At 70.6% G+C, this 20112-nt stretch carries 23 protein-coding genes and 1 CRISPR repeat array; of the genes, 12 read left to right on the top strand and 11 right to left on the bottom strand.

The window, feature by feature from the left end:
* Positions 1-77: 77 nt before the first annotated feature.
* From ACFC1T_RS08850 to ACFC1T_RS08800, 11 genes are all read left to right on the top strand, one after another.
* The gene (locus ACFC1T_RS08850; RefSeq protein ID WP_375885411.1) at positions 78-545 is read left to right on the top strand and encodes a hypothetical protein; all 468 of its coding nucleotides are present in this window, start codon (positions 78-80) and stop codon (positions 543-545) included.
* 82 nt (positions 546-627) lie between these two features.
* A CRISPR array of direct repeats spans positions 628-1321; the repeat unit is 25 nt; unit sequence TCCGACCCGCACGCGCGGGAATCTG.
* Between the two features lie 823 nt (positions 1322-2144).
* The gene (locus tag ACFC1T_RS08845) at positions 2145-3161 is read left to right on the top strand and encodes a DUF3560 domain-containing protein (protein ID WP_375885409.1); all 1017 of its coding nucleotides are present in this window, start codon (positions 2145-2147) and stop codon (positions 3159-3161) included.
* 132 nt (positions 3162-3293) lie between these two features.
* Positions 3294-3860 carry a hypothetical protein gene (locus ACFC1T_RS08840; RefSeq protein ID WP_375885407.1) on the top strand — a complete coding sequence of 189 codons (567 nt, stop codon included), beginning with the start codon at positions 3294-3296 and terminating at the stop codon, positions 3858-3860.
* The gene (locus tag ACFC1T_RS08835; protein WP_375885404.1) at positions 3857-4360 is read left to right on the top strand and encodes a hypothetical protein; all 504 of its coding nucleotides are present in this window, start codon (positions 3857-3859) and stop codon (positions 4358-4360) included. Before ACFC1T_RS08840 ends, ACFC1T_RS08835 begins: the two co-directional genes overlap by 4 nt.
* A 50-nt stretch (positions 4361-4410) precedes the next feature.
* Entirely contained in the window at positions 4411-4698 is a 288-nt protein-coding gene (locus ACFC1T_RS08830) for a hypothetical protein (protein ID WP_375885403.1), read from the top strand.
* 60 nt (positions 4699-4758) lie between these two features.
* A complete protein-coding gene (locus ACFC1T_RS08825) occupies positions 4759-5814 on the top strand; it encodes a hypothetical protein (RefSeq protein WP_375885401.1) in 1056 nt (351 codons plus the stop codon).
* A gap of 111 nt (positions 5815-5925) precedes the next feature.
* Positions 5926-6339: a hypothetical protein gene (locus tag ACFC1T_RS08820; RefSeq protein WP_375885399.1), complete on the top strand. Its 414-nt coding sequence runs from the start codon at positions 5926-5928 to the stop codon at positions 6337-6339.
* Positions 6336-6851: a hypothetical protein gene (locus tag ACFC1T_RS08815; RefSeq protein WP_375885396.1), complete on the top strand. Its 516-nt coding sequence runs from the start codon at positions 6336-6338 to the stop codon at positions 6849-6851. The genes ACFC1T_RS08820 and ACFC1T_RS08815 overlap by 4 nt, the downstream gene beginning before the upstream one ends.
* Entirely contained in the window at positions 6848-7156 is a 309-nt protein-coding gene (locus tag ACFC1T_RS08810; protein WP_375885394.1) for a hypothetical protein, read from the top strand. The genes ACFC1T_RS08815 and ACFC1T_RS08810 overlap by 4 nt, the downstream gene beginning before the upstream one ends.
* Complete coding sequence (locus tag ACFC1T_RS08805; RefSeq protein ID WP_375885393.1) at positions 7149-7487, top strand: hypothetical protein; 339 nt, start codon at positions 7149-7151, stop codon at positions 7485-7487. The genes ACFC1T_RS08810 and ACFC1T_RS08805 overlap by 8 nt, the downstream gene beginning before the upstream one ends.
* 73 nt (positions 7488-7560) lie before the next feature.
* Positions 7561-8079: a hypothetical protein gene (locus ACFC1T_RS08800; RefSeq protein WP_375885390.1), complete on the top strand. Its 519-nt coding sequence runs from the start codon at positions 7561-7563 to the stop codon at positions 8077-8079.
* Between the two features lie 994 nt (positions 8080-9073).
* Here the strand turns inward: ACFC1T_RS08800 and ACFC1T_RS08795 are convergent.
* Positions 9074-9793, bottom strand: a complete 720-nt coding sequence (locus ACFC1T_RS08795) for a DUF1524 domain-containing protein (RefSeq protein WP_375885389.1) — start codon at positions 9791-9793, stop codon at positions 9074-9076.
* Between the two features lie 154 nt (positions 9794-9947).
* Here ACFC1T_RS08795 and ACFC1T_RS08790 point away from each other — a divergent pair, with 154 nt between their 5' ends.
* Positions 9948-10178 (top strand): chaplin, encoded by a 231-nt coding sequence (locus tag ACFC1T_RS08790; RefSeq protein ID WP_375885386.1) that lies wholly within the window; start codon positions 9948-9950, stop codon positions 10176-10178.
* 271 nt (positions 10179-10449) lie between these two features.
* On the opposite strand, the gene ACFC1T_RS08785 is transcribed toward ACFC1T_RS08790, so the two are convergent.
* The 10 genes from ACFC1T_RS08785 to ACFC1T_RS08740 all read right to left on the bottom strand — a co-directional run bounded on the left by ACFC1T_RS08785 (position 10450) and on the right by ACFC1T_RS08740 (position 20017).
* Positions 10450-10791 carry a hypothetical protein gene (locus tag ACFC1T_RS08785; protein ID WP_375885384.1) on the bottom strand — a complete coding sequence of 114 codons (342 nt, stop codon included), beginning with the start codon at positions 10789-10791 and terminating at the stop codon, positions 10450-10452.
* A gap of 717 nt (positions 10792-11508) precedes the next feature.
* The gene (locus tag ACFC1T_RS08780; RefSeq protein WP_375885382.1) at positions 11509-11838 is read right to left on the bottom strand and encodes a hypothetical protein; all 330 of its coding nucleotides are present in this window, start codon (positions 11836-11838) and stop codon (positions 11509-11511) included.
* An 881-nt stretch (positions 11839-12719) separates the two neighbouring features.
* Positions 12720-14981 (bottom strand): winged helix-turn-helix domain-containing protein, encoded by a 2262-nt coding sequence (locus tag ACFC1T_RS08775; protein WP_375885379.1) that lies wholly within the window; start codon positions 14979-14981, stop codon positions 12720-12722.
* Positions 14982-15066: 85 nt separating this feature from the next.
* The gene (locus ACFC1T_RS08770; RefSeq protein WP_375885376.1) at positions 15067-16056 is read right to left on the bottom strand and encodes a hypothetical protein; all 990 of its coding nucleotides are present in this window, start codon (positions 16054-16056) and stop codon (positions 15067-15069) included.
* Between the two features lie 29 nt (positions 16057-16085).
* Positions 16086-16559 (bottom strand): hypothetical protein, encoded by a 474-nt coding sequence (locus tag ACFC1T_RS08765; protein WP_375885373.1) that lies wholly within the window; start codon positions 16557-16559, stop codon positions 16086-16088.
* 4 nt (positions 16560-16563) lie between these two features.
* Complete coding sequence (locus tag ACFC1T_RS08760) at positions 16564-17073, bottom strand: hypothetical protein (protein WP_375885370.1); 510 nt, start codon at positions 17071-17073, stop codon at positions 16564-16566.
* A gap of 199 nt (positions 17074-17272) precedes the next feature.
* The gene (locus ACFC1T_RS08755) at positions 17273-17500 is read right to left on the bottom strand and encodes a hypothetical protein (protein ID WP_375885368.1); all 228 of its coding nucleotides are present in this window, start codon (positions 17498-17500) and stop codon (positions 17273-17275) included.
* Positions 17501-17586: 86 nt separating this feature from the next.
* On the bottom strand, positions 17587-17979 hold the full coding sequence (locus ACFC1T_RS08750; protein ID WP_375885366.1) for a hypothetical protein: 393 nt from the start codon (positions 17977-17979) through the stop codon (positions 17587-17589).
* On the bottom strand, positions 17976-19610 hold the full coding sequence (locus ACFC1T_RS08745) for a hypothetical protein (RefSeq protein WP_375885363.1): 1635 nt from the start codon (positions 19608-19610) through the stop codon (positions 17976-17978). Before ACFC1T_RS08745 ends, ACFC1T_RS08750 begins: the two co-directional genes overlap by 4 nt.
* Positions 19607-20017, bottom strand: coding sequence for a hypothetical protein (locus ACFC1T_RS08740; protein WP_375885360.1), 411 nt, complete (start codon positions 20015-20017; stop codon positions 19607-19609). The genes ACFC1T_RS08745 and ACFC1T_RS08740 overlap by 4 nt, the downstream gene beginning before the upstream one ends.
* Positions 20018-20112: the final 95 nt, after the last annotated feature.

Here is a 20112-nt window from a genome sequence, read left to right as displayed (position 1 = left end):
CCGCCGGCCGCGATCGTGGAGACCGGCCGCACCACCACGGTGCGGCCGGTCTTCGCCGTTCGGGAGGATGGCCGGTCGTGATGAAGCCGGAGAACGCCGTCAAGCACCTGCTCCACCTCGCGCGCCAGTTCACCGCCGAGGACCACGACGCCACCCAGCTCGCCCGCTGGCCGGCCGCCGACGACACATGGGCCGAGCAGGGTCCGGCCGCGGGCTGCCTGGCCATCTGCCACCGCTACGCCGACCACCTGTGGAAACGCCACGGCATCGAGGCCGTCCCCGTCCACCTCGCCGACGACCCGCTTTTCGCCGGATTCGCGACCTCGGTCGGCGAGCACGTCATCGTCGTCGCCCTCGTCGGCGACTTCATGATCGCCACCGACCTCTGCAGCCGCATCTTCTACAACGTCCAAACCCTCGACGGCCACGACCTCTTCGACCCCGACACCGTCACCGACCCGCTGGTCTGGCTCCTCGAACCCGGCTGGCACGGGCACCACCCCCTCCTGGGCGATGCCCTCCAGACCGTTCTGCCCTGGGGATGAGCAGCGACAGCCACCCTGCGCCAATCGACCCCCGTGATGCAGAATGTCCCTCCAGAAGCAGACTCCTGCTGGTCAGGAAGTCTCCGACCCGCACGCGCGGGAATCTGCCCAAGAAGTCACTGCTGCCCGGACAGATCGTCGACTCCGACCCGCACGCGCGGGAATCTGCCCTCGTGGCCGGACTCCTCTTGATGCACCCATGACTCCGACCCGCACGCGCGGGAATCTGGCTTCTTCTCCTCACTGGTCCACGGCTATTCAGGACTCCAACCCGCACGCGCGGGAATCTGCCCTTGCGTAGGAGCGCGCCCTCGCGCCGGAAGCGCTCCGATCCGCACGCGCGGGAATCTGCCCTGCTCGATGCAGCCCGCCTCGGACGGGCCGGTCTCCGACCCGCACGCGCGGGAATCTGCCTGACATCGGCCTGCACCCCCTGGCCGACCTCCTGTCCGACCCGCACGCGCGTGCGGGAATCTGCCCGTGCGTTCCCTCATTGCGGAACAGCTTCCTTCCTCCGACCCGCACGCGCGGGAATCTGTCCATGGCAAGGCCCCGGTCCTGGGTGCGGGACCGTTCCGACCCGCACGCGCGGGAATCTGTCGTCGTTCAAGCGGCCGGTGAAGACGGGGCGCCCCTCCGACCCGCAGGCGCGGGATCGATCCGCAGCGTCAGCCGCCACAAGGCGGAGCTGCTGCTTTGGTCCCGCAGCGCGGGGATCTTCCCTCGGTCACCAGTTACCAACGGGGAGCGGTCAGTTCGGCTCCGCAGGCGCGGAATCCGCCCAGCGCCTCCCCACTGCTGCGCACATGGCCATAGTGGTCCCGCAGATGCGGGAATCGGATCAACACCACCAGCACCGTCCCGTCCTGTGTGCTGGCGGTCCCGCAGCGGCGGGGATCCTGCCAGGGAGTCCGGGGTGAGGGCGGCGCCCTTCCGAATGAACCCGCAGGCGCGGGAATCTGCTCTCGCAGCGGCCGTTCCCGACGTCGGCGCCCCGACTGGTCCCGCACATGCGGGATCTGGCCAAGCTGTTCACGGTGCGGATCACGCTGCCGCCCCGGGCCCGCACGCGCGGACATCCCCCGCGGTGGGATCCTCTCACCGGACACTCCTCCCGCACCGTGCGGGAATCGGACGCGCTCCAGGTGGTCGACGAACCGCAGCTTTCGGCGCCCCGCACCGTGCGGGATCGGTCCCAGGCGACCACGTCAGCGAGGCCGGGTTCCTCGCCTTCGGCCCGCACGCGCGGGAATTCCCCGGTCGGTCCCGGCGAGAACGACGTCCGGCGTCCTCTTCGCGCCCGCGCGCGATCCCTCCTCTATCGCCGAGACCGGAGAACCCGGAGAGACGGCGCCCCGCAGCACGGGGATCGCTCCTCCATCGGAGAGACGCGCCGTCAGGCGTCCCGCAGCGCGGGATCGGTCCCAGGCGACTACTGCGGCGAGGCCTGGTTCCTCGTCTCCGGTCCGCACGCGCGGGCATCTTCCGGGAGGTTTTCACCAGGGTGCGGATCACCTTGCGCACCAGTGACCTCCCCACCCCCCATCGATAGCGTTTGCTCATCGCCAAACGGGCGACATCGTGAAGGGGAACACCACCATGACCACCACCGAGGACACCCGCAAGCGCATAACGATCACCCACACCTGGGAGGACGGCACCCTGCTGACCGGCTCCTCCAAGGGCGACGGCATCTTCGAGCTGCTGCGCAACAACTACTCCGAGTTCCGCTACATGCGCAGCATCCGCCTGTTCGGGATCTACCGCTCCCACGACGACGAGGCCAACGAGTACGCGATCAACCGGTGCAAGGCCCTCCTCGAGGGCACCGGCCGCTTCGTTGTCGACGTGCAGATCGACAACACCCAGACCCGCTCCTTCGCCGACGCCGAGCAGGAGCGCTACGACAACGCCGCCGGCCGCGCCGAGCGGTACAGCGAGCTGGCCGACAACGCCTCCGGCCGCTCCACCGCCGCGCACCGCGCCGCGCACCGCGCCCTGGACGGCATCGAACCCGGCCAGCCGATCCTGCGCGGCCACCACTCCGAGCGCGGCCACCGCCGGGCCATCGGCCGCTCCGACGCCGCGATGCGCCGCTCGATCGACGAGCAGGACAAGGCGGCCTACCACGCCGGCCGCGCCGCCGCCGCCGAGCACTTCGAGGAGTTCCGCCGCAACCCGGGGCGCACCCTGCGCCGTATCAAGGGCCTGGAGGCCGATCTGCGCGGCTTCGACCGCAACCACCCGAGCGGCCAGGACTCCCCGCGCCGGGCCCGGATCGTGGAGCAGATCGAGTACTGGCAGGGCGTCATCAAGGAGGCCGAGGCCAAGGGCTTCAAGGTCTGGGGGCCGGACGACTTCGAGAAGGGCGACTACTTCCTCTCCCGCGGGCAGTGGTGGAAAGTGCTGCGCGTCAACAAGGTCTCGCTGACGGGGCCGCACCTGTTCAACCAGCGCCACATCGTGGAGAAGGACACCTCCCGGATGGGCACCTTCAAGTACACCTTCGACGAGATCAAGGGACGCAAGAGCCCCGAGGAGATGACTGCCTACCGCGAGGAACTGGCGGCCAAGGCCGCCGAGAAGGCCGCCCAGGGGTCGGACGCGGCGGCCTGACGGGCCGACGGTCTGCGGGGGCGCAGCAGGGCGGCGCGAGAGGGAATGTGCCGCGTTTCGGAGCGCCCCCGCAGATCAATGCTATAGGTTTTACTCAACATTGAGCGGCTCGAATAGCCATCGAGGAAACCCATGATCAACCTGCGCCACGTCACCACCCACTACACCGACAACGAGACCGAACGCCACCGCACCACCATCCACGCCAACTGCTCCCACCCCGCCACCACCAGCGGCACCCCGGCCGGCACCTACCCGGACGAGACCTCCGCCCTCATCGCCGCCGCGCGCCGCGGCCACCGCCTGCACTGGTGCACCCTCTCCAGTCTGGAGCCCGTCCACCCCCGCACCACCACCCTCAAGGGCGCGGGCCTGTGGACCGTCATCGTCGACAACGGCACCGACGCCCACGCCACCGACCACGGCGGCCTCTACCACACCACCGACATCCGCCAGTTCGTGGTCTGCGCCCACAGCGCCGACACCGTCCAGCGCGTCATCGAGCAGATCGGCATCGACGAAGGCGCCGGCCCCGCTGCCGGCAACGACATGGGCCCCTGGCAGATCCTCGCGATCAACCCCTCGCCGCCGGCACGCCGCCACGGCCAGTGGGACACCGTCCTCGCCTGGTCCGCCGACGACTGGGAGAGCGCGGACTTCATGGACAAGTTCGACATCCTCCCGCTGACCCCCGCGTGAACATCCGCCTCGACCTCGCGTGGCGCGTCGACCTCGACCGGTGGATCGAGGAGACCGGCCTGGCCGCCGACGACCCGCTGCGCGAGGTCAGCCACTACCTGTCCGACCAGCCATCGTGCATCACGATCCTCAGCACGGACGGCTGCCCCGGCTACCTGACCAGCGAGAACGGCGACGGCTGGCGCCTGAGCGAGGACTGGTCGCTCGCCGGACGCATCGGGAAGCTGCGCACCGTGTGGCACTTCGACTGCCCGGCCGAGGAGTGGATCGCCTGGCGTGAGGAGTACTCCTGCTCGATCACCGAGGATCCGGTGCCGCGCGGGCGGGCACGGGAGGACGCGACGGCGGTGCTGATCTGGGAGCTGTTCAACGCGACGCTGCTCTCGGCCTGCGAGGCCGCCGTGCGGGTCCGGCACCCGTTCGACCTGGAGCTGCCGCACCGGTGGCGCCTGGACCCCTCGCTGGCGAGGAAGGCGTGGCCGCGGCGGATTCGCTGGTAGCAGTGACACCCCAACACCCCGCGCGATAGCATTTACTCATCATGAGAGGAATGGCTGTGCTGGACCCGAACATCACCTACGTCCTGGCCCCCGAGGCCGTGACCGTGCGCCAGCTCACCGAGCTGTTCACCGACGTCCCCAACCTCCTCGACAGCAACAGCACCGGCTACCGCTGCCTCGTCTGCGACGCCATGAGCCCCGTCACCATCCCCGACGAACCCGACGACCAGGTCCACCTGTGGCACCGCGCCCACACCGCGGACACCGGCCACGCAAGCTTCCACCGCTTCGACCTCGTGCGCCGCCACATCACCACCCCGGTGCCCCAGCACAGCTGACCGCCACCACGGCGCCGGCCACCCGGCCGGCGCCCCGACCGCCCCGAGACAAGGACCACGATGCACGCCGCGTACCCCGACACCGCCGCCCGCTTCGCCAACGCCGCGGCCGAAGCCCTCACCGGGCACCGCAACAACTACGGCGCCGAAACCGCGTTCTGCCAGACCATCCACGGACGCCTGCTCATCGCCTCCTGGAACGACTCCGAGGAGACCTGGAGCCTGCACCTCACCGAGACGCAGACCATCTCCATCTTCGAGAACGTCAACGGCGTCACCACCCCCGAACTCAGCACCACCCTGCGCACCCTCTACTTCGGCCTGTTCGCCCGCATCGCGGCCCACGAGGGCTTCTTCACCCCCAGCGACCTGGCCCTCGTCCGCGCCGTCTCCACCGCCCACGAGGAGTACATCGCCGACCTCGGATCGGCCGCCCGGCCGGCACATCACACCCTCGACACCCCCAGCACCCCGACCTCCGACGGCTACTCCATCACCACCGCCGCGGACAACAAGGGCATCGCCCTGCGCCTGTTCGCCGCCAGCTTCACGCGCCCCATGCTCGCCGAGTACCGCGAGGTCCCCGCCCACGCACTCCCCGGCGCGATCCGCCTCCTCGTCCAGCAGCTCAACCACCACCGCCGCATCACCGCCGAACGCGAGTCCTTCACCCTCGACACCACCATCGTCAAGGTCTTCACCGACTACCTCGCCACCCGCAGCCGCGACGCCGGCGACCTCACCGCCCTCGCCGCCCGCTTCATCGGCGCCATCGCCGCCATGACCCCCGATCCGGCCGCCACCTTCGACGACGCCCGCGCCCACACCCCCCACCTCGGCAGCGACCCCGAACCCCACGACATCGCCGCACGCCGCGACTGGCTCACCGCCCTCGGCCAGCAGCTCACCGCCCGCGCCGACACCGTCAACGCCCAGCTCGCACGCCGCGAGCAGGACCTCACCGAAGCCCGCGGCCTGCGCGACGACGCCTTCACCAAGGACCTCCAGCAGGCCCTGAACCACACCGCCGCCCGCCACGACACCCTCACCCAGCTTGCCGAGCAGGCCACCAAGAACGCCATCGCCTTCGACAGCGAACACCCCGAGGACGAGTAGCCCGCGTGATCGCCCTGCGGACCGCACCACCAGGCCGATACGGTCCGGTGGTGCGATCCGCTCGGCGGCCACACAGCCCGTCCGACCCCGACCACCACCGAGGACACCCCCGTGCCGAAGAACCAGCGCCACGCCGCCGACTACGCCCAGGACGCCGCCGAAGCGATCCGTGAGTACAACCACCTCACCCTCAACAGCCCCGCCACCGCGCTGCCCTACCCCTCCTCGATCGGCGACAGCCTCCTCGCCCTGGAGTCCCTCGCCGCCCGGCTCCCGCAGGCCCTGCACCAGACCTCCCACCGCGTCGGCGTCATCGCCAAGGACCCCGCCGCCTTCACCACCAGCGACGTCGGGGCCGCCCAGGCCGCCACCGAGATCGGACACGCCCTCAAGGCCGCGACCGCCGCCGCCACCGAACTCGCACGCCTCCTGCGCCTGTCCGCCTCCCTCGCCAACACCATCGCCCTGCGCGTCGACGACGAGCTCGACACCGAGCAGCACCAGGACGAGGACGAGCAGCCGTGACCGCCAACACCGCCCTCGACTACCCGGCCGGCACCCGCGTCTACCGGCGCGACCAACTCCCGTGGGCCCTCGACGTCCCCGGCGCCACCGGCATCATCACGGCCTCCGAAACCGGCCCCTGCGGCATCGTCTTCCACGTCCTTACCACCACGGCCCTCACCATCCCGCCGAGCGGCACCAACCCCTTCGGCACCGTGCTGCGCATGGACCACGCCGACCTGGCGGCGGCCTACCCGCTGGTCCCCGACCCGCGGCTCCTGGACGACCTCGACCGGCACAACCCCCACCGCGACCTCACCGAAGCCCAGCGCGACCAGGCCGCTTCCTACCTCACCGCTCACCGCGACGAATGCGTCACCGCTCGGTGGAGCGCGCGCCAGGCCACCGCCTGGCACGACGTGCTGCTCGCGCGCACCGACACCGAGCTGTGGATCGCCTACCTCCAGGCCCGCACCCAGCACGCTTACGCGCAGCGGCACGGCGCCCACCGCGCCGGCCGCAGGGCGTCATGAGCACCCAGACATCGGGACCAACTGGTCCCGACCTGACGCCGGAGCTGCTGGAGGCCAACCGCGCCCGACACCGCGCCGACATGGCCGCTACCGCCGCCGCTCACGCCGAGTGGGCGCGCACCCACCGCCTCGTCGCGAACTGCCGCGACTGCGACCGCGTCACCGCCGTCCACGTGCCGCGCGGCGGCGACGGCACCGTGGTCATCACCGCCTGGCACAAACGTCCCACCGAAGACGGCCACCGCGAGTGGTGCCGCACCGAAATCGACTCCGACGACACCCGATGGGAACTCCGCGATGCCTGACGCCCCCGACACCCCGACCCTGCCGGTCGACCCGAAGACCACCACGGCCCGCGAGGCCTTCCAGCAGATGGCCGTCGCCTCCGCCTACCTCACTGACGAAGGTTGGCTCGCCGACGCCACCGAGACGGACACCTCTGAGCAGTACGCCGAACTGATCGAAGCCGTCCAGACGTTCATCGGTCTCACCTACGAAGCGGCGGCCGAAGCCGACTTGCAGCCGCAGCGGTTCGTGCGCCCCAACGGCGAGGTCTTCGACGAGGGGCACCACACCACCGCCGTCTTCGAAAGCCGCGAACGCGCCTTCCGCTTCCTCATGGGCCTCGTGAAGTAACCCCGTATCCCTGGCCGGCCGGGGCGCCTCTCCGAACACCGCCCCGGCCGGCCCGAGGCACAAGGACAACGACATGGACGACCACAGGTTCTCGACCAACCCGTACGACGACGACGTCGACGACGACGACGTTCCTTGGGAGACGACACCGGTCTGCGACCCCCGTACCGGCGCCGTGCGCGTGATCGGCCCCGACAAGTGCACCACCTGCATCTACCGCAAAGACAGCGCCTTGAAGCTGGCCCCCGGGCGCCTCAAGTCCTTTGCGGAAGACGCCGCCCGAAACTCCACTCATATCGTTTGTCACGAAACCTACTCGCCCGGGTTCCAGACAACCGGTGAGGGCGCGATCTGCCGCGGCTTCGCCTCCTCCAAGTACGCTCGGCGCTCCCGTGCCCTCCTTGCCGCGGCCATCGTCGGACGCATCGTCGAAGTCGCACCGCCGCGCCCGGTCCCCGGCGTCGCGCCGATGCCGGCACCGCGCGTCACCCCGATCCTGCCGATCCAGAGCCCCGACATCACCATCGAGACCCTGGCCGCGCTGTTCGGCGACGCCGTCCAGATGGAGACCGTCCTCGCCACGACACCCTGAACGCCAGCAGCACAACGACGCGGGCCCGGCGCCCCACGAACTCCTCGTGGCGCACCGGGCCCGCTGCCGTACCCGCGGAACAAGTCGACGATCCCCGCGCCTGCGGGGGTGTCCTGCGGCAATCCTGGTCCGTGGCCTGTTCACGAGCCGATCCCGCACCCGCGGGAACAACGGCCGCGAGTCCGCGCACTCGTACCCATCCCGAGAAGAATCTCCGCACCTGCGGAGCACACAGTTCCTGAACCGCGTCCCAGCAGCTTCGGCTGGCGAGATCCCGCGCCTGCGGGAACGGTGCCTCGCATCCCGAGGTCATAAGTGACCTTGGCGGGCCGATTCCCGCGCCTGCGGGAGCAGCGGAAGGTTACCTCCCACCCTCAAGAACGTTGAGGTAGATCCCGACCCTGCGGGAACGATACGCCGTTGGCGGTGTCGAACTCCTTGGTGAGAGACAGATCCCCGCGCTGCGGGAGCGGCCCGTCGATCGCGGCGAACGTGTCCGGACTGAGTGGCAGATCCCGCGCGTGCGGGACCTCCGGGGAGCAGTACGCGCTCGTACCCGTACAGCGATAGATGCCCGCGCGTGCGGGGGCGGTGATGCGAGCCAGGCCAGCACCAAATCACTGCCGGGGGGATCCCGCGCGTGCGGGAACGGTCCGATGCGCTTTCGCTGCGTCCGAATCATGGCGGATGGATCCCGCGCGTGCGGGAGCAGTTCGGCGAGCTGATCCGTGCGGCGAAGGCCAATGGAGGGATTCCCGCGCGTGCGGGAGAGAGCGGTACGACCTCATCACGCTCAGGGTCGTACTCCTCGGAGGGATTCCCGCACGTGCGGGAGCGGTCGCCCCGGGCTCGCCGTTGTCCTACTCGCGTGAGGAGGGATTCCCGCGCGTGCGGGAGCGGTACTTCGTGACCTGCAATGTCGTTCGCGGGAGAGCCCGTTGTGTATCACATCGGATGGCCAGCGTAGTGCCTGGCGAGCAGGTCCGTCACCGTTCTAGCGGCGCTGAGGGCAGCTTGCGAGCATGCCCGTGAGGGCGTTCTTCTCCTCCGGCGTGGTGCTCAGGCCGTAGTCGAACTTCACGTCGATCCAGTAGATGGCGTAGCGGCAGCGGAAGGCTTCCACGGGTTGCCACTTCTCTGGTCCGGAGTCGCGCTTGGCGCGGTTCGAGGACGCGCTGACCGCGATCAGCTGGTGGTGCCGGAGGTCGTTGGCGAACTCGCGCCGGGTTGCTTCCGGCCACAGATCGGCACCGGCTCGCCAGGCGGATCCCAGGCTCACGAGGTGGTCGATGTCGATCTGCTCGGAGGAGGCCGTGAGCTTGCTGTCGTACGGGCTTTCCCAGACTCCGGCCACCACGCGGCACTGGTCGTCGGTCACCACGTCGCGGCCGTCGCGGATCAGGACGATCTCGCGGGCGTCGCAGCGCCCGCTGACGGTCGCCCAGTGCGGGAACAGGTCGCGGCTGAATCCGGTCATCGGGTGCGGGGCGGCGACCGTGAGCGCGGCCAGGCGTGTGCGGGCGCCGGTGGGGCCGGACTCTTCGGAAGGGGCGGCGGACGGTGTCGCGGCGGCGGCCGGGGTGGCGGCGGCCGGGGTGGCGACGGCCGGCGTGGGAGGGGGCGTCCTGGTGACCGTGGCGCAGGCCGGCGCGGCGGTGAAGGCCGCGAGGACGGTCAGGACGGCGGCGACGAGTCGCGTACGGGTGTGGGTCATGCACTCACCAGTAGCCGAGCGCTTCGGCGACCGCTGGGATCGGGTCACCCGTTCGGGCCCGGCGGTCACTACCCCGGAGCAGTATCCGGCGTTGGTGTTGGTACCACAGCAGAGTTCTGGACGATTCGGATCCCACCGATCTAGGAGATCACCCATGCGTAAGTCCTTCATCGGCGCTCTGGCTGCTGTTGGTGTCGTGGTCGCGGCTGCGCCGGCGTTCGCGCACGCCGGCGCGGAGGCCCAGAACGTGCACAACCCGGGGGTCGTGTCGGGCAACCTGGTCCAGGTGCCCGTCGAGGTCCCGATCAACATCTGCGGCAATTCGGTCACCGGTATCGGCGTCCTGAACCCGGCGTTCGGCAACACCTGCGTCAACGCCGCCTGACGCCGGCCGCAACCGGACGGCAGCACAGCTCGTTGACGTGAGCGCCGTCCGGAGAGCACGTTCAGCCCCTCCCAGCGGGGCCCGGACGGCAGCGGGCACGTGGTAGACCACGCTCAGAAAACAGCGTCGGGGCGAGGCCTTCCGCGTGGCCGTTCGGGCGAGGACGGGCCAGTCTGACGTCCTGGCGGCCGGAGTGGCTGGACCGGGGGAAGCGGTGAGGGGTTGGGACCAGCTGGTCCCGACCCCTCACCGCTTTCGTCGTTGCGCCCGCTCAGTGCCGGTGTCCGCGGCGCTGCCGCACCATCACGATGCCGGCCAGCACCAGCGCGGCCGACAGCAGGGCCAGGACCACGATCTCGCGGGTGCCGGTGGCGGCGAGTTCGTCCTGCTGCTCCTCGGCCGGGGACGGCTGGACGGTGTGCGCGTGGTGGTGGCCTCCGGCGCCCGGGGCGGTCGACGGGCCGGAGCCGGGACCGGCCGGGGTGGTGCCGCCGGGCGCGGTCGGCCTCGGGGTCTCGACCGTGCCCGGCGGGGTGGGGGACGGCGCGCCTTCACCGCCAGGGGTGGAGGGCGCCGGCGAGGGAGTGCCGCTCGGAGGGAGGGTTCCCGGCATCGAGGACGACGGCGAGGGCACGGGAGACGGAGGGAGCGTCTGCGTGCAGTCGTCACTCGGGCTGGGCGTCGTCTCCGAGGACACGGTCCCCGCGACAGCGTGGCCGGCCGTGGGGACGGCCACGGCGACACCGCCGAGACAGGATGCGCCGATGACGACCATGGAGCCGATGGTCGTGGCCGTTGTCCTCTTCACGTGAGCCAGAGCTGTTCCCATGACGACCAGCCAAGCAGCGGCGCGGGACAGACCCGGCGCCGTGCCGCAGCGCGTCGCGGCGGCAGGGTCCGGAAATGGGTGCGGGGGCCGACGGCGAGGTTGAAACGGCCCTGGCCCCCGCGGCGCTGGCGGGGATCGTCGGGCCTCGCGGCCGGCCCCCGACTTGGGGGGCACCGAAACGCGGGATGAGGGCCCTGGGGGGGTAGGGCTGTCCGCAGCGGTTCGGCTGGCCCGAGTGAAGCACCATCAGATCCGTGATCGCCAATCCCTTCACCCATCAGGGTGATCATCGGCCGAGCACGTATTTCCGGCTGGAACGTCGGGCCCGTCATGCGCTTCACTGGCGATGCGTTTCAGCAGGGAACCCCGGTGGCCGAAAGGCACCCTCCGAGGACTTGGAGGATGCCATCGCTGTGGAGCTGGCCCACCGGAGCGTGACAGCGATGAGGCCGTGCCCGACCCACTCGGACACGGCCTCATCGCTTCGAGCACCAGGTGCTTTCAGTCCTTCGACGGCCGGTACAGCACCAGGCACACCCCGACCAGACCGAACAGGCCAGCCGCCATCAGCGTTCCCCGTGTCGTCGGAACCGCGAACTGCAGAACCGCCGCCACCACCACCAGCACGGTCCCCCAGCGGCGCAGCGGCCACGAGGGGCGTGTCCGGGGCGTGGAGGACTCGAGGGTGTCGATCTCGACGGAGAGCTTGTTGACCTTCTTGAGCATGAGGTCGTGGCTGGTGGATCCGGCGGGCGCCAGCACCAGCGAGCGCAGGAGCCGTTCGCGTTCGCTGTTCAGCGCGGCCAGCCGCGGGTTCGTGGCGTGATTCATCCGGCCCCCCAACTCCCTGTCCTCGCGCACCAGTACAGCACCGTGCACGCCCGGTCACAACGGGCACATGGTACGGGGGTTGCCATCAGATCCGAAACCAGATAGGGGAGTTGGTGGACCACCTCACGCGGGAGGTGCCATGATCTGTGGGGCCCGCAGAGCGGGAATCGGATCGACCGGGCGCGTCTCAGCCAGTGCGACGAGCTACCGGCTCCGCAGGCGCGGGGATCCACTCCTTCCCGAGTGCGGCTTCCTCCTCGATGAGAACCGCCGCCCGCAGCGCGGGAATCGCCCGTCCGGGGACGGCCTCGCCCTCAGATTCGCACCCGATGCCCGCACCGCGCGGGATCTCACCCTATCGGTCTGGCTCCCTTTCCCTCCGGCAACCCCACCCGCAAGGCCCGTACGGGACGCGGGAATCGGGCTCACCAGCCGCCACCCGAGCCGCAGATCCTGGTCGGGACGCCCCGCAGGCGCGGGGATCTTCCCCTGGAGATCCTCTGCACCCCGAAACGGCGCGAGCGCTCCCGCACGCGCGGGATCTGTCCGAGGCACAACGGCTCGTGGAAGCCGCCGCACTCCAAGGAGCCCGCAGCGCGGGCATCGCCCCTAGGCTGTCGCCGACAGCCCCAGCACGGGACGCATCGGCCCCGCACGCGCGGGCATCGCCTCTACACCGTAGACAGCACGACGCCCGTCCACGGCCCGTACCCGCAGCCGCGGGAATCGCCCCGCGTCAACCTCCTCGATCACCACCGAGGGGCAGCGCCGGCCCGCACCGACGCGGGATCGTCTGCGCGCAGGCGCGCCTGCTGCGCCGCAACGCGTGTGGCCCGCATCCCCGTTCCGGGTGCGGGCCACATGGCTTTCGGCGTGCCGGGTCAGGCCACCGCGCCGGAGGCCTTGGCCACGACGTCGGCCGCGTCCTTGCGGGCCTTGGCCGTCACCTGCCAGCGGCCGGTGCCGCGCTTGTCGACCGACCCGTGCTCCACGAGCCGCGTCAGCGCCGAGCTGACGGTCTTCGCCTGGATCCCGGTGCGGTCGATCACCTCCGCGTTCGTCCACACCCGCATCGGGTCCGACAGCATCAGCGACAGGATCTCCGCCCGCGCCGTTCCGCGGGTCTGCGCGCCCGGCTGCAACGCCGCCGCGTCCTTGCGGGCCTGCTCCCACAGCGCCTCGATGTCGAAGTCCCCGCTGCCGGTCACGTCCTGGGTTTCGGGGGCGGCCGGGGCCTGCGGCAGCGGCGCGCGGCCCTGCACGGGGATCTGTACGCGGCCCTTGTCCTCCGCGATGCCGCGCTCGCGCCGCGTGTGGTAGCGCTCCGACAGCTCGGTGGTGTCCGTGGCCTGCAGTTCCTGCAACTGGCCGGTCGTCGCCCAGTGGTAGGGGTCCGGGTCGAAGAAGGTCCGCAGCATCGCCGTGCGGCGTCCGGTGGGAAGGTCGGCGTAGGCGAGGCCGGCGGTGGTCGAGCCGTCCGGCCACAGCTTCGGCAGCAGGTGCGGCTTGACGCTCAGCATCCCTTCGAACGCGAGCTGCCCGGTCACCGCACGGCCGGTGCGGAAGACGATGTTGTTGCCGGAGTTCAGCATCTCCTTGAGGAGCCCGGACCCCCCGTAGCTGTCGATCATGGGGGACTGGTCGGCCAGGCGCAGCCGTCCGCCGGCCTTGCGGGCCATCGACGCGAACTCCTCGGCGAGGACTCCGGCTTCGGTGCCGTTCTTGAGGACCTTGCCGGCCTCGTCGACGGTCATGGACAGGATCGGCATGCCCAGGCGCGCCGGATCGAAGTTGGAGACGCCCTTGCGCAGGCGCCCCTTCGCGTCGCGCCACTCCAGCACCGCCAGGCGCCGGTTGCGCGAGAGCATGAACCGCTTGGCGTCGCGCAGCTGCCACACCACCTCGCGCGGGTTGCGCCCGTACCAGTCGACCTCGTCCTGCCACTCCGGGAGGGACTGGCCTTCCTGTGGGTCGCCGACCCAGGACACGAAGTAGGGCGAGTGGCGTTCGTAGGCGAGCAGCAGCGACAGGAACGCGGACTTGCCGGAGTCGGTGGTGCCGGCGATCGAGTCGTGGACGGGGCCGCTGCCGGGCTTCCAGAACATGTACTGGCCGAGCTGGCCGTCCGGGTAGGGGCCGATCGGTGCGCAGCCGGTGGCCGGGTTGAGCAGGTGGGGGCCTTCCCAGTAGGAGATCTGCTGGAGGGGGTTGGTGTGGTAGACCGCGATGCGCCCGAGGCGTTCGGATCCGCTCTCGGTGGGGTCGACGGTGATGGCGGAGCCGGGAACGTCGTAGGCGGAGGCGATCAGCGGCACGCTCGCCCGAAGGTGGTCGAGGGTGTGGACGCCGGCCTCCAGGGCGACGACGCCGCGCCAGAAGCCGTCTCCGATGTGGAGGTCGTGGAGCTGGGAGCCGGGCAGGATCCGCTGGCTGACCTTGCTCTCCCAGATCCAGTGCTGATCGCCCATGCCTTCGGGGCGCTCGGTCACGCTCGCGCCGCCGGCCTTCACCAGCTCGACGCCGGGCTGCTCGGCGTCCTGGTCCTCGGTGTCGTTCTTCACGGGCCGTTCGGTCCTGGCGTGGACGGTCACCCACGGCACGCCGAGGACTATGGCGCCGATGCCGAACGCCCAGGGCATCGCCGCGCTGGAGGGACCCACCGTCGCGGCGCCGGCCAGCCATGCCCCGCTCGCGGCCCACACCGTCACCGCGTACACGCGCCCGCGCACCGTGGCCCGGGTGCGGCGCCCGGCCCGGTAGGCGAGGCGCTTGAACGGGTGCGCGTCTTCGGGTGGCTCGCGCAGGGGCCGCAGCCGCAGCCCGATCTCGACGGTGCCGGCCGCCATCGCCGCGACCGCGGCGACGGGGTAGTCCTGGGCGGCGCAGCCGCACGCGATGAGGCCGGCCGTGACGTAGCCGGGCATGCACACGCGCCACTGCTCGATGCCGTAGCGGGCGCCGTACCAGAGGGCGGCGCCGGGGTAGGTGACGAGCTTGAGAGGTCCGGGGGCCTTCTGCCACCAGCGCCGGGTGTCCTCGGCGCGGGCGCTTGCGCGCTGTTCGGCGGTGGGGACGTTCCCGGCGAGGATCGCCTGGATGGGGTCGTGGCGCTGGGGGCGCTGGGGGATGAGGGAGTTGTTCACCGGGTTCCGCCTGTCTCGGGTCACGCGGGGGGAGAGGGATGCGGGCCGTGCGGCGGCCGGGCCCCGGGGGCCCGGCCGGGGCCGGTCACTGGCCGAAGAAGGAGGGGTCGGGCATCTGGTTGGCCCGGGACTGCTGGTACCAGGTCTCGTAGCGGTTCTGGAGGTTCGTCAGGGCGATCTGGGCGATGGCCATGGCCTGCTGGTCGGCGGTGGCGACGGTCATGCGGGCCTGGGCGCAGCGGGTCAGCGCCGCGGCCATCACCAGGAGGTCGTTGACGGTCTCCTGGTGGACTTTCTGCGAGGCGACCGACGCCGCGTTGGTCTGGTGGTAGCCCGCGACGACGTTGAAGCGCTCCACGTCGTTGACGGCGTCGATGACGTTCGCCATGCAGGCCGACACGGTGGCGGCCAGCGATCCGATCAGCTGCTCGTAGGTGGCGCGCATGCCGGGGGCGCCGTCCGGCATCAGGTTGTTCGCGGGGGTGCTCACGGATCCACTTCCTTCGATCAAGACGAGGTGCGTGCCGCCCCGGGTGGTGGTGGGGCGCGGCGGGGTGGTGGGGAGGAGGCTGTCGGGGGGAGGCGTGGACGACGGCTTCTTGCGGTCGGCGCGCGGGTCGTAGGGCTCGGGGCCCGGGTCGAGGCCGCCGAGGCGGTCGCGGGCCTCGTCGGCCGCCCGTTCGGCGGCGGTGAGGACGACCGGGGCGCGGGTGCGGGCGTCGGTGGGAGGGGCGCCTTCGGGGACGAGCGTGGCCGGGGGCGTCACCGGAGTACCGAGACGGCCTTCGGGCGGCGGCTCGCCGGCGTCGGCGTCGGCCTCCGTGCTGCGTTCCCACACCTCCAGCCACTCCAGGCCGATGATGATGCGCTCGCCGGTGCGCCTCCACCAGCCGAGCTGGTTGACGTCCTCGGCGACGTCCGGCTCCTGCGGGTCCGGGTCCGGCTGCGGGCCGCGCCCGATCTTGGCGGCGAGATCTTCCTTCTTCGCCTTCACCGTGTACGCGATGTAGTCCACCGCGTGCTTTCCTTCGGCTTTTCCCCACAGCCAGGCCAGGCCGACCGCTACTTCAAGCATTCCGGTTCCCTTTCCTCACGCCGGGTGGATCAGTTGGTGAAACCGGACTGGACCCACTGGCCGAAACTCGCACCGAAAGTGTCGGCGAGATTCACCAGGAACATTCCGACCGGCCCGGGGATGAGCGTCACGAGAAACGGGGCGAAACCGGCCTCGTAAAGAGTCTGTTTCGTGAGGTTCCCGTTCAGCATGCTCATCAGGAAATGGCCGACAGAATACGTCGCGTAGATGATGACGACGCTCAGGCCGATCCATCCTGTCGTGGTCTGCGAGGCCCAGCTGGAAAGGCTGCGCAGCCATCCGGCGATCGGCGTTCCCAGCATTCCCATGCCGCCGACCACGACGAATGCGATTCCGACGCGGACGACCAGCGAGGTGACGAACTTCGGCAGCGACACCTTTTGCAGGCTCGCCAGCCATGGCGCGAAATACTTGATCGTCAGCACCGATAGGACGAACGAAATTCCGCCGACCAGTGGCGTGATGATCGATGAATTCCCCATGACGCTACTTCCCCTCCTTGTCGCAGACTCCGGTGAAAACCCATACGTCACCGGATTCGAATCCGTCGCCGTCCGCAATGAAAGCGGACCGTAAACCGCCCAGGAAATGGGTGGTGTTCGCGCGGGAGAAACCACGGATCAACGTGCCGATCTCATCGACCGTCATCCCCGCCGGCCGCGCGGCCAGCTCCCGCACGATCCTCGGGACGAGGCCGATGCGCGCCCCGGCCACCGAGAACCCGTCGACGTGGTGCCCGGAGGCCGCCGGGACGCCGAGCACCCGGGCGCACGTCCCGGCCACGTCCAGGCCCGTGAAGTCGAACCAGGCCCCGTAGGCCCGCAGCACGCCGAGGCCGGCGGCCAGGCGCCCGGCGTCGTCGAGGTCGCCGTCGAAGAGCGCCGCCAGGCGCAGCGGCACCGGCGACTCGTCCTGCAAGCGGTCCAGGGCCGCGGCCGGGTAGGCAGTCCAGCCGACCGTGGCCAGCGCGGTGCCCGGCGAGCCGATGGCGTACACGTGTCCGGGTGCATACCCGATACTCTCCGACATTGCGCGAATCTCCCCTCGAAAGATCGTCTTCTCTGATAAAATCGCGCGCGCGCGAGCGCGCGCGCCTGTGCACACGCGCGGATGGGCCCCCATCCGGGAAAGATCGGCACCCCCCGCGCAGACTGCGGACTCCGCAGACTGCAAGCCGCTGACCTGCGACGATGTGTCAGAACGGGCGAGTCTGCACCCGCAGCCGCAGACTGTCGATCTGCACGACGAGCTGCCGCAGATCCTGGTCCACCTGCCCGGCCGGCACGTCCTTGAGGACCGCCCGCAGCTGGTTCCAGGCCACCGTCACCTCGTCCTCCACGGTGACGGCCTCCCGGCGCCTGGCCGACCACAGCTCGTCCCTGCGCTGCCGGGACATCACCCGGCGCGGCCACTTCGCGGCCACCGATCCCCTCCTCACACGCCGGCCTGCGCCGGTCCTCGGCCGCCCCCAGGCACCCGCAAGGCGGGCGGCTGGCGACGACCGGGGACCTACGCCGACACGGGCTCGTGGACGGGGTTCTCGCACGGCCGCCGGTGGACGTGGACGACGCCGGCCGGGGCGCCGGTCTCCACCGCGCAGAGCAGGTCCTCGCACTCGAAGACCAGCACCGCGGTCCCCAGGCAGTTCGGGCAGGAGCGGTCCTCCTCGTACCCGAAGTCGTCCATCTGGTCCGCGCTCAGCAGCTTCCCCACCGCCAGGACGCTCAGCGCCAGGACGGTGTTCAGATCGCCCGCCTCGCGCGCGGCCTCGGCCTCGTCCAGGCGCTCCACGGCCTCCAGGCGCGTGCGGCGCGCGCGGACCGTCCACGGGATCGTCTCGGGCTCGTTCATGGCCTTCCCCTCCGTCAGGTTGTGGTGCCGTGCGGCGCGAGGATCGCTCATCGCGCAACCTTCACTTCGTCACTCTGAGTAGCGCCTTCGAGGTAGTCGTCCTCGACCGCGCGGCGGTACGTCGGGTCGAGCATGTTCTTCTTCGCGTCGCGCAGGCAGTCCCCGCCCCAGGTCTCGCTGGCCCCGTGCAGGGCGCCGAACTCGGCCGCGGTCGGCAGCTTCTCCAGGGTGCCGAGATCCACCGCGACGATGAGCTTCGCGGCCTCGTACGTCGCCGGGCCCTTCTTCGCCGCGAGGGCCTCGCGCGAGGACTTCGCACCCTCGCGAGCCTCCTCGCCGTCACCGCCCTCCTTCCTCGCGGGGTTCGCCGCGAGGCTCGCCGGGGCGCCGTCGCCGGCCTCGCGCGAGGCCGGCAGCCGGGGCTGCGAGCCTCGCGAGACCTCACGTCGGCGAGGCTTCGGCGCGAGGGCGGCGCGAGCCTCGCGGGCCTTCGCCTGCTCGGCCTCGCGAGCCTGGCGCTCCTCGGCCTCGCGAGCCTCGCGAGCCTTGCGCTCCTCAGCCTCGCGAGCCGCCGCCTCGCGCTCCAGCAGGGCCTTGGCCTGCGCTTCTGCCCCGATCTTGAGCGCTTCGGCTTCGGCCTTGGCCTTCACGACCTTCGCCTCGTCATCAGCCTGGCGAGCCTTGCGGTCCGCTTCCTCGCGAGCCTCGCGAGCCTGGCGGTCGGACTCCTCGCGAGCCTTCCTCTCCTCCGCGTCCCGGGCCTCGCGAGCCTGGCGCTCCTCGGCCTCGCGAGCCTCGCGAGCCATCCGGGCCTCGTGGTCCCGGGCCTCGCGAGCCTGGCGCTCCTCGGCCTCGCGAGCCTCGCGATCCGCCTCCGCCTTGATCGCCGCGAGACGTTCCTGAGCCTCGCGGTCCTCGCGAGCCTTCTTCTCCGCAGCCTCGCGAGCCGCAGCCTCGCGGCGCTCCTGAGCCTCGCGGTTCTCCCTCGCGATGCGCTCGCGAGTCCCCCGTTCCGCTTCCTCGCTCTGCACCCGAAGCCGCGAGGCCTCCATCGACCGGTCGTGCTCGGCGGCCCGCCGCTCCTCCTCGCGAGCCTCCTCCTCCGCCGCCGCGCGAGCCTCGCGCAGTGACGCTTCGTAACCACGGATGACGCGGTTGTTCGCCTCGATCCGCTGCGCGCTGACCTTGCGCTGGTGGCTGATCGCCTCGGCGATGAGGATCAGCAGGCCCGGGATCGACAGGTGCAGGACGATGCCGCCGGGGTCCATGTGCCCGAACTCGATCTTGTTGCTCGGGAAGAAGCTCGTCCAGGAGTTGAGGATCGCGGTGGCGAGGCCGGCGTACCAGCGCAGCGCGAGGGACCAGCGGGTGGCCTTGTAGCCGCCCGCGCGGCTCATGTTGCCGTCCGCGATGAGCATGGTGGTCAGCGCGCCGTTGAGCAGCAGGTCGGGCAGCCAGGCGACCCAGGGGTCCATGCCGATGCCGACCGCGAAGTGGAAGACGGAGGCCATGGTGACGGCGAGGGAGCCCAGGCCGATGGTGACGAGCGAGGAGAACATGAACTTCTCGTTCTTCTCGATCAACCGGTTGGCGGCCTTCGCCCGCTCGGCGTCCTCCTTGGTGGGGACGTACACCGGCTCGGTGTCGGGGATCTCCTGCTGGGAGCGCCAGGCGAACTTCATCGGGCCCCCTCCGTCATGCTCTTGATGGCGAGTCCGCCGGCGAATCCGAGAACGCCCGCGACGACGCCCGCTTCGGCGATGCCGATGAGCGACAGGGGGAACGAGCCGGTGGCATCGAGGTAGGCGGCCTGGAATCCCGCCGCCGTCAGGACGAAGAGTCCGGTGCGGTAGCCGATGTGACGGCTGGGAAGCTTTTCCCCCACGGCGCGATAACCGCGGTGGTTGAACGCGAACAGCCCGGCCGCTCCGACGATCAGCGGCAGCAGGATGAACGCCTCGGTGCCGTAGCCGAAACGGTCCTCCAGAAAGTGCGCGAGGTGGGGCGAAAGACGCATCGTCTCGGCGAGAACGGCGATGTAGCACAGCGGCGCGGCGAGACGGGTGACGTTTCGTCGGATCAGCTTCACGGGTGCTGTCCTTGCGGGAGATGGGCCAGGAGTAGAAGAACGCTACCGCCGATGATCAGGAGGGAGAAAAGCGCACCCCTGATGCTGCTCTTCTT

Source organism: Kitasatospora sp. NPDC056076, from assembly GCF_042266305.1.
Classification (GTDB): Bacteria; Actinomycetota; Actinomycetes; order Streptomycetales; family Streptomycetaceae; genus Kitasatospora.
Note: the sequence above shows the minus strand (reverse complement) of the source record. Positions and strands in the feature narration are given on the sequence as shown.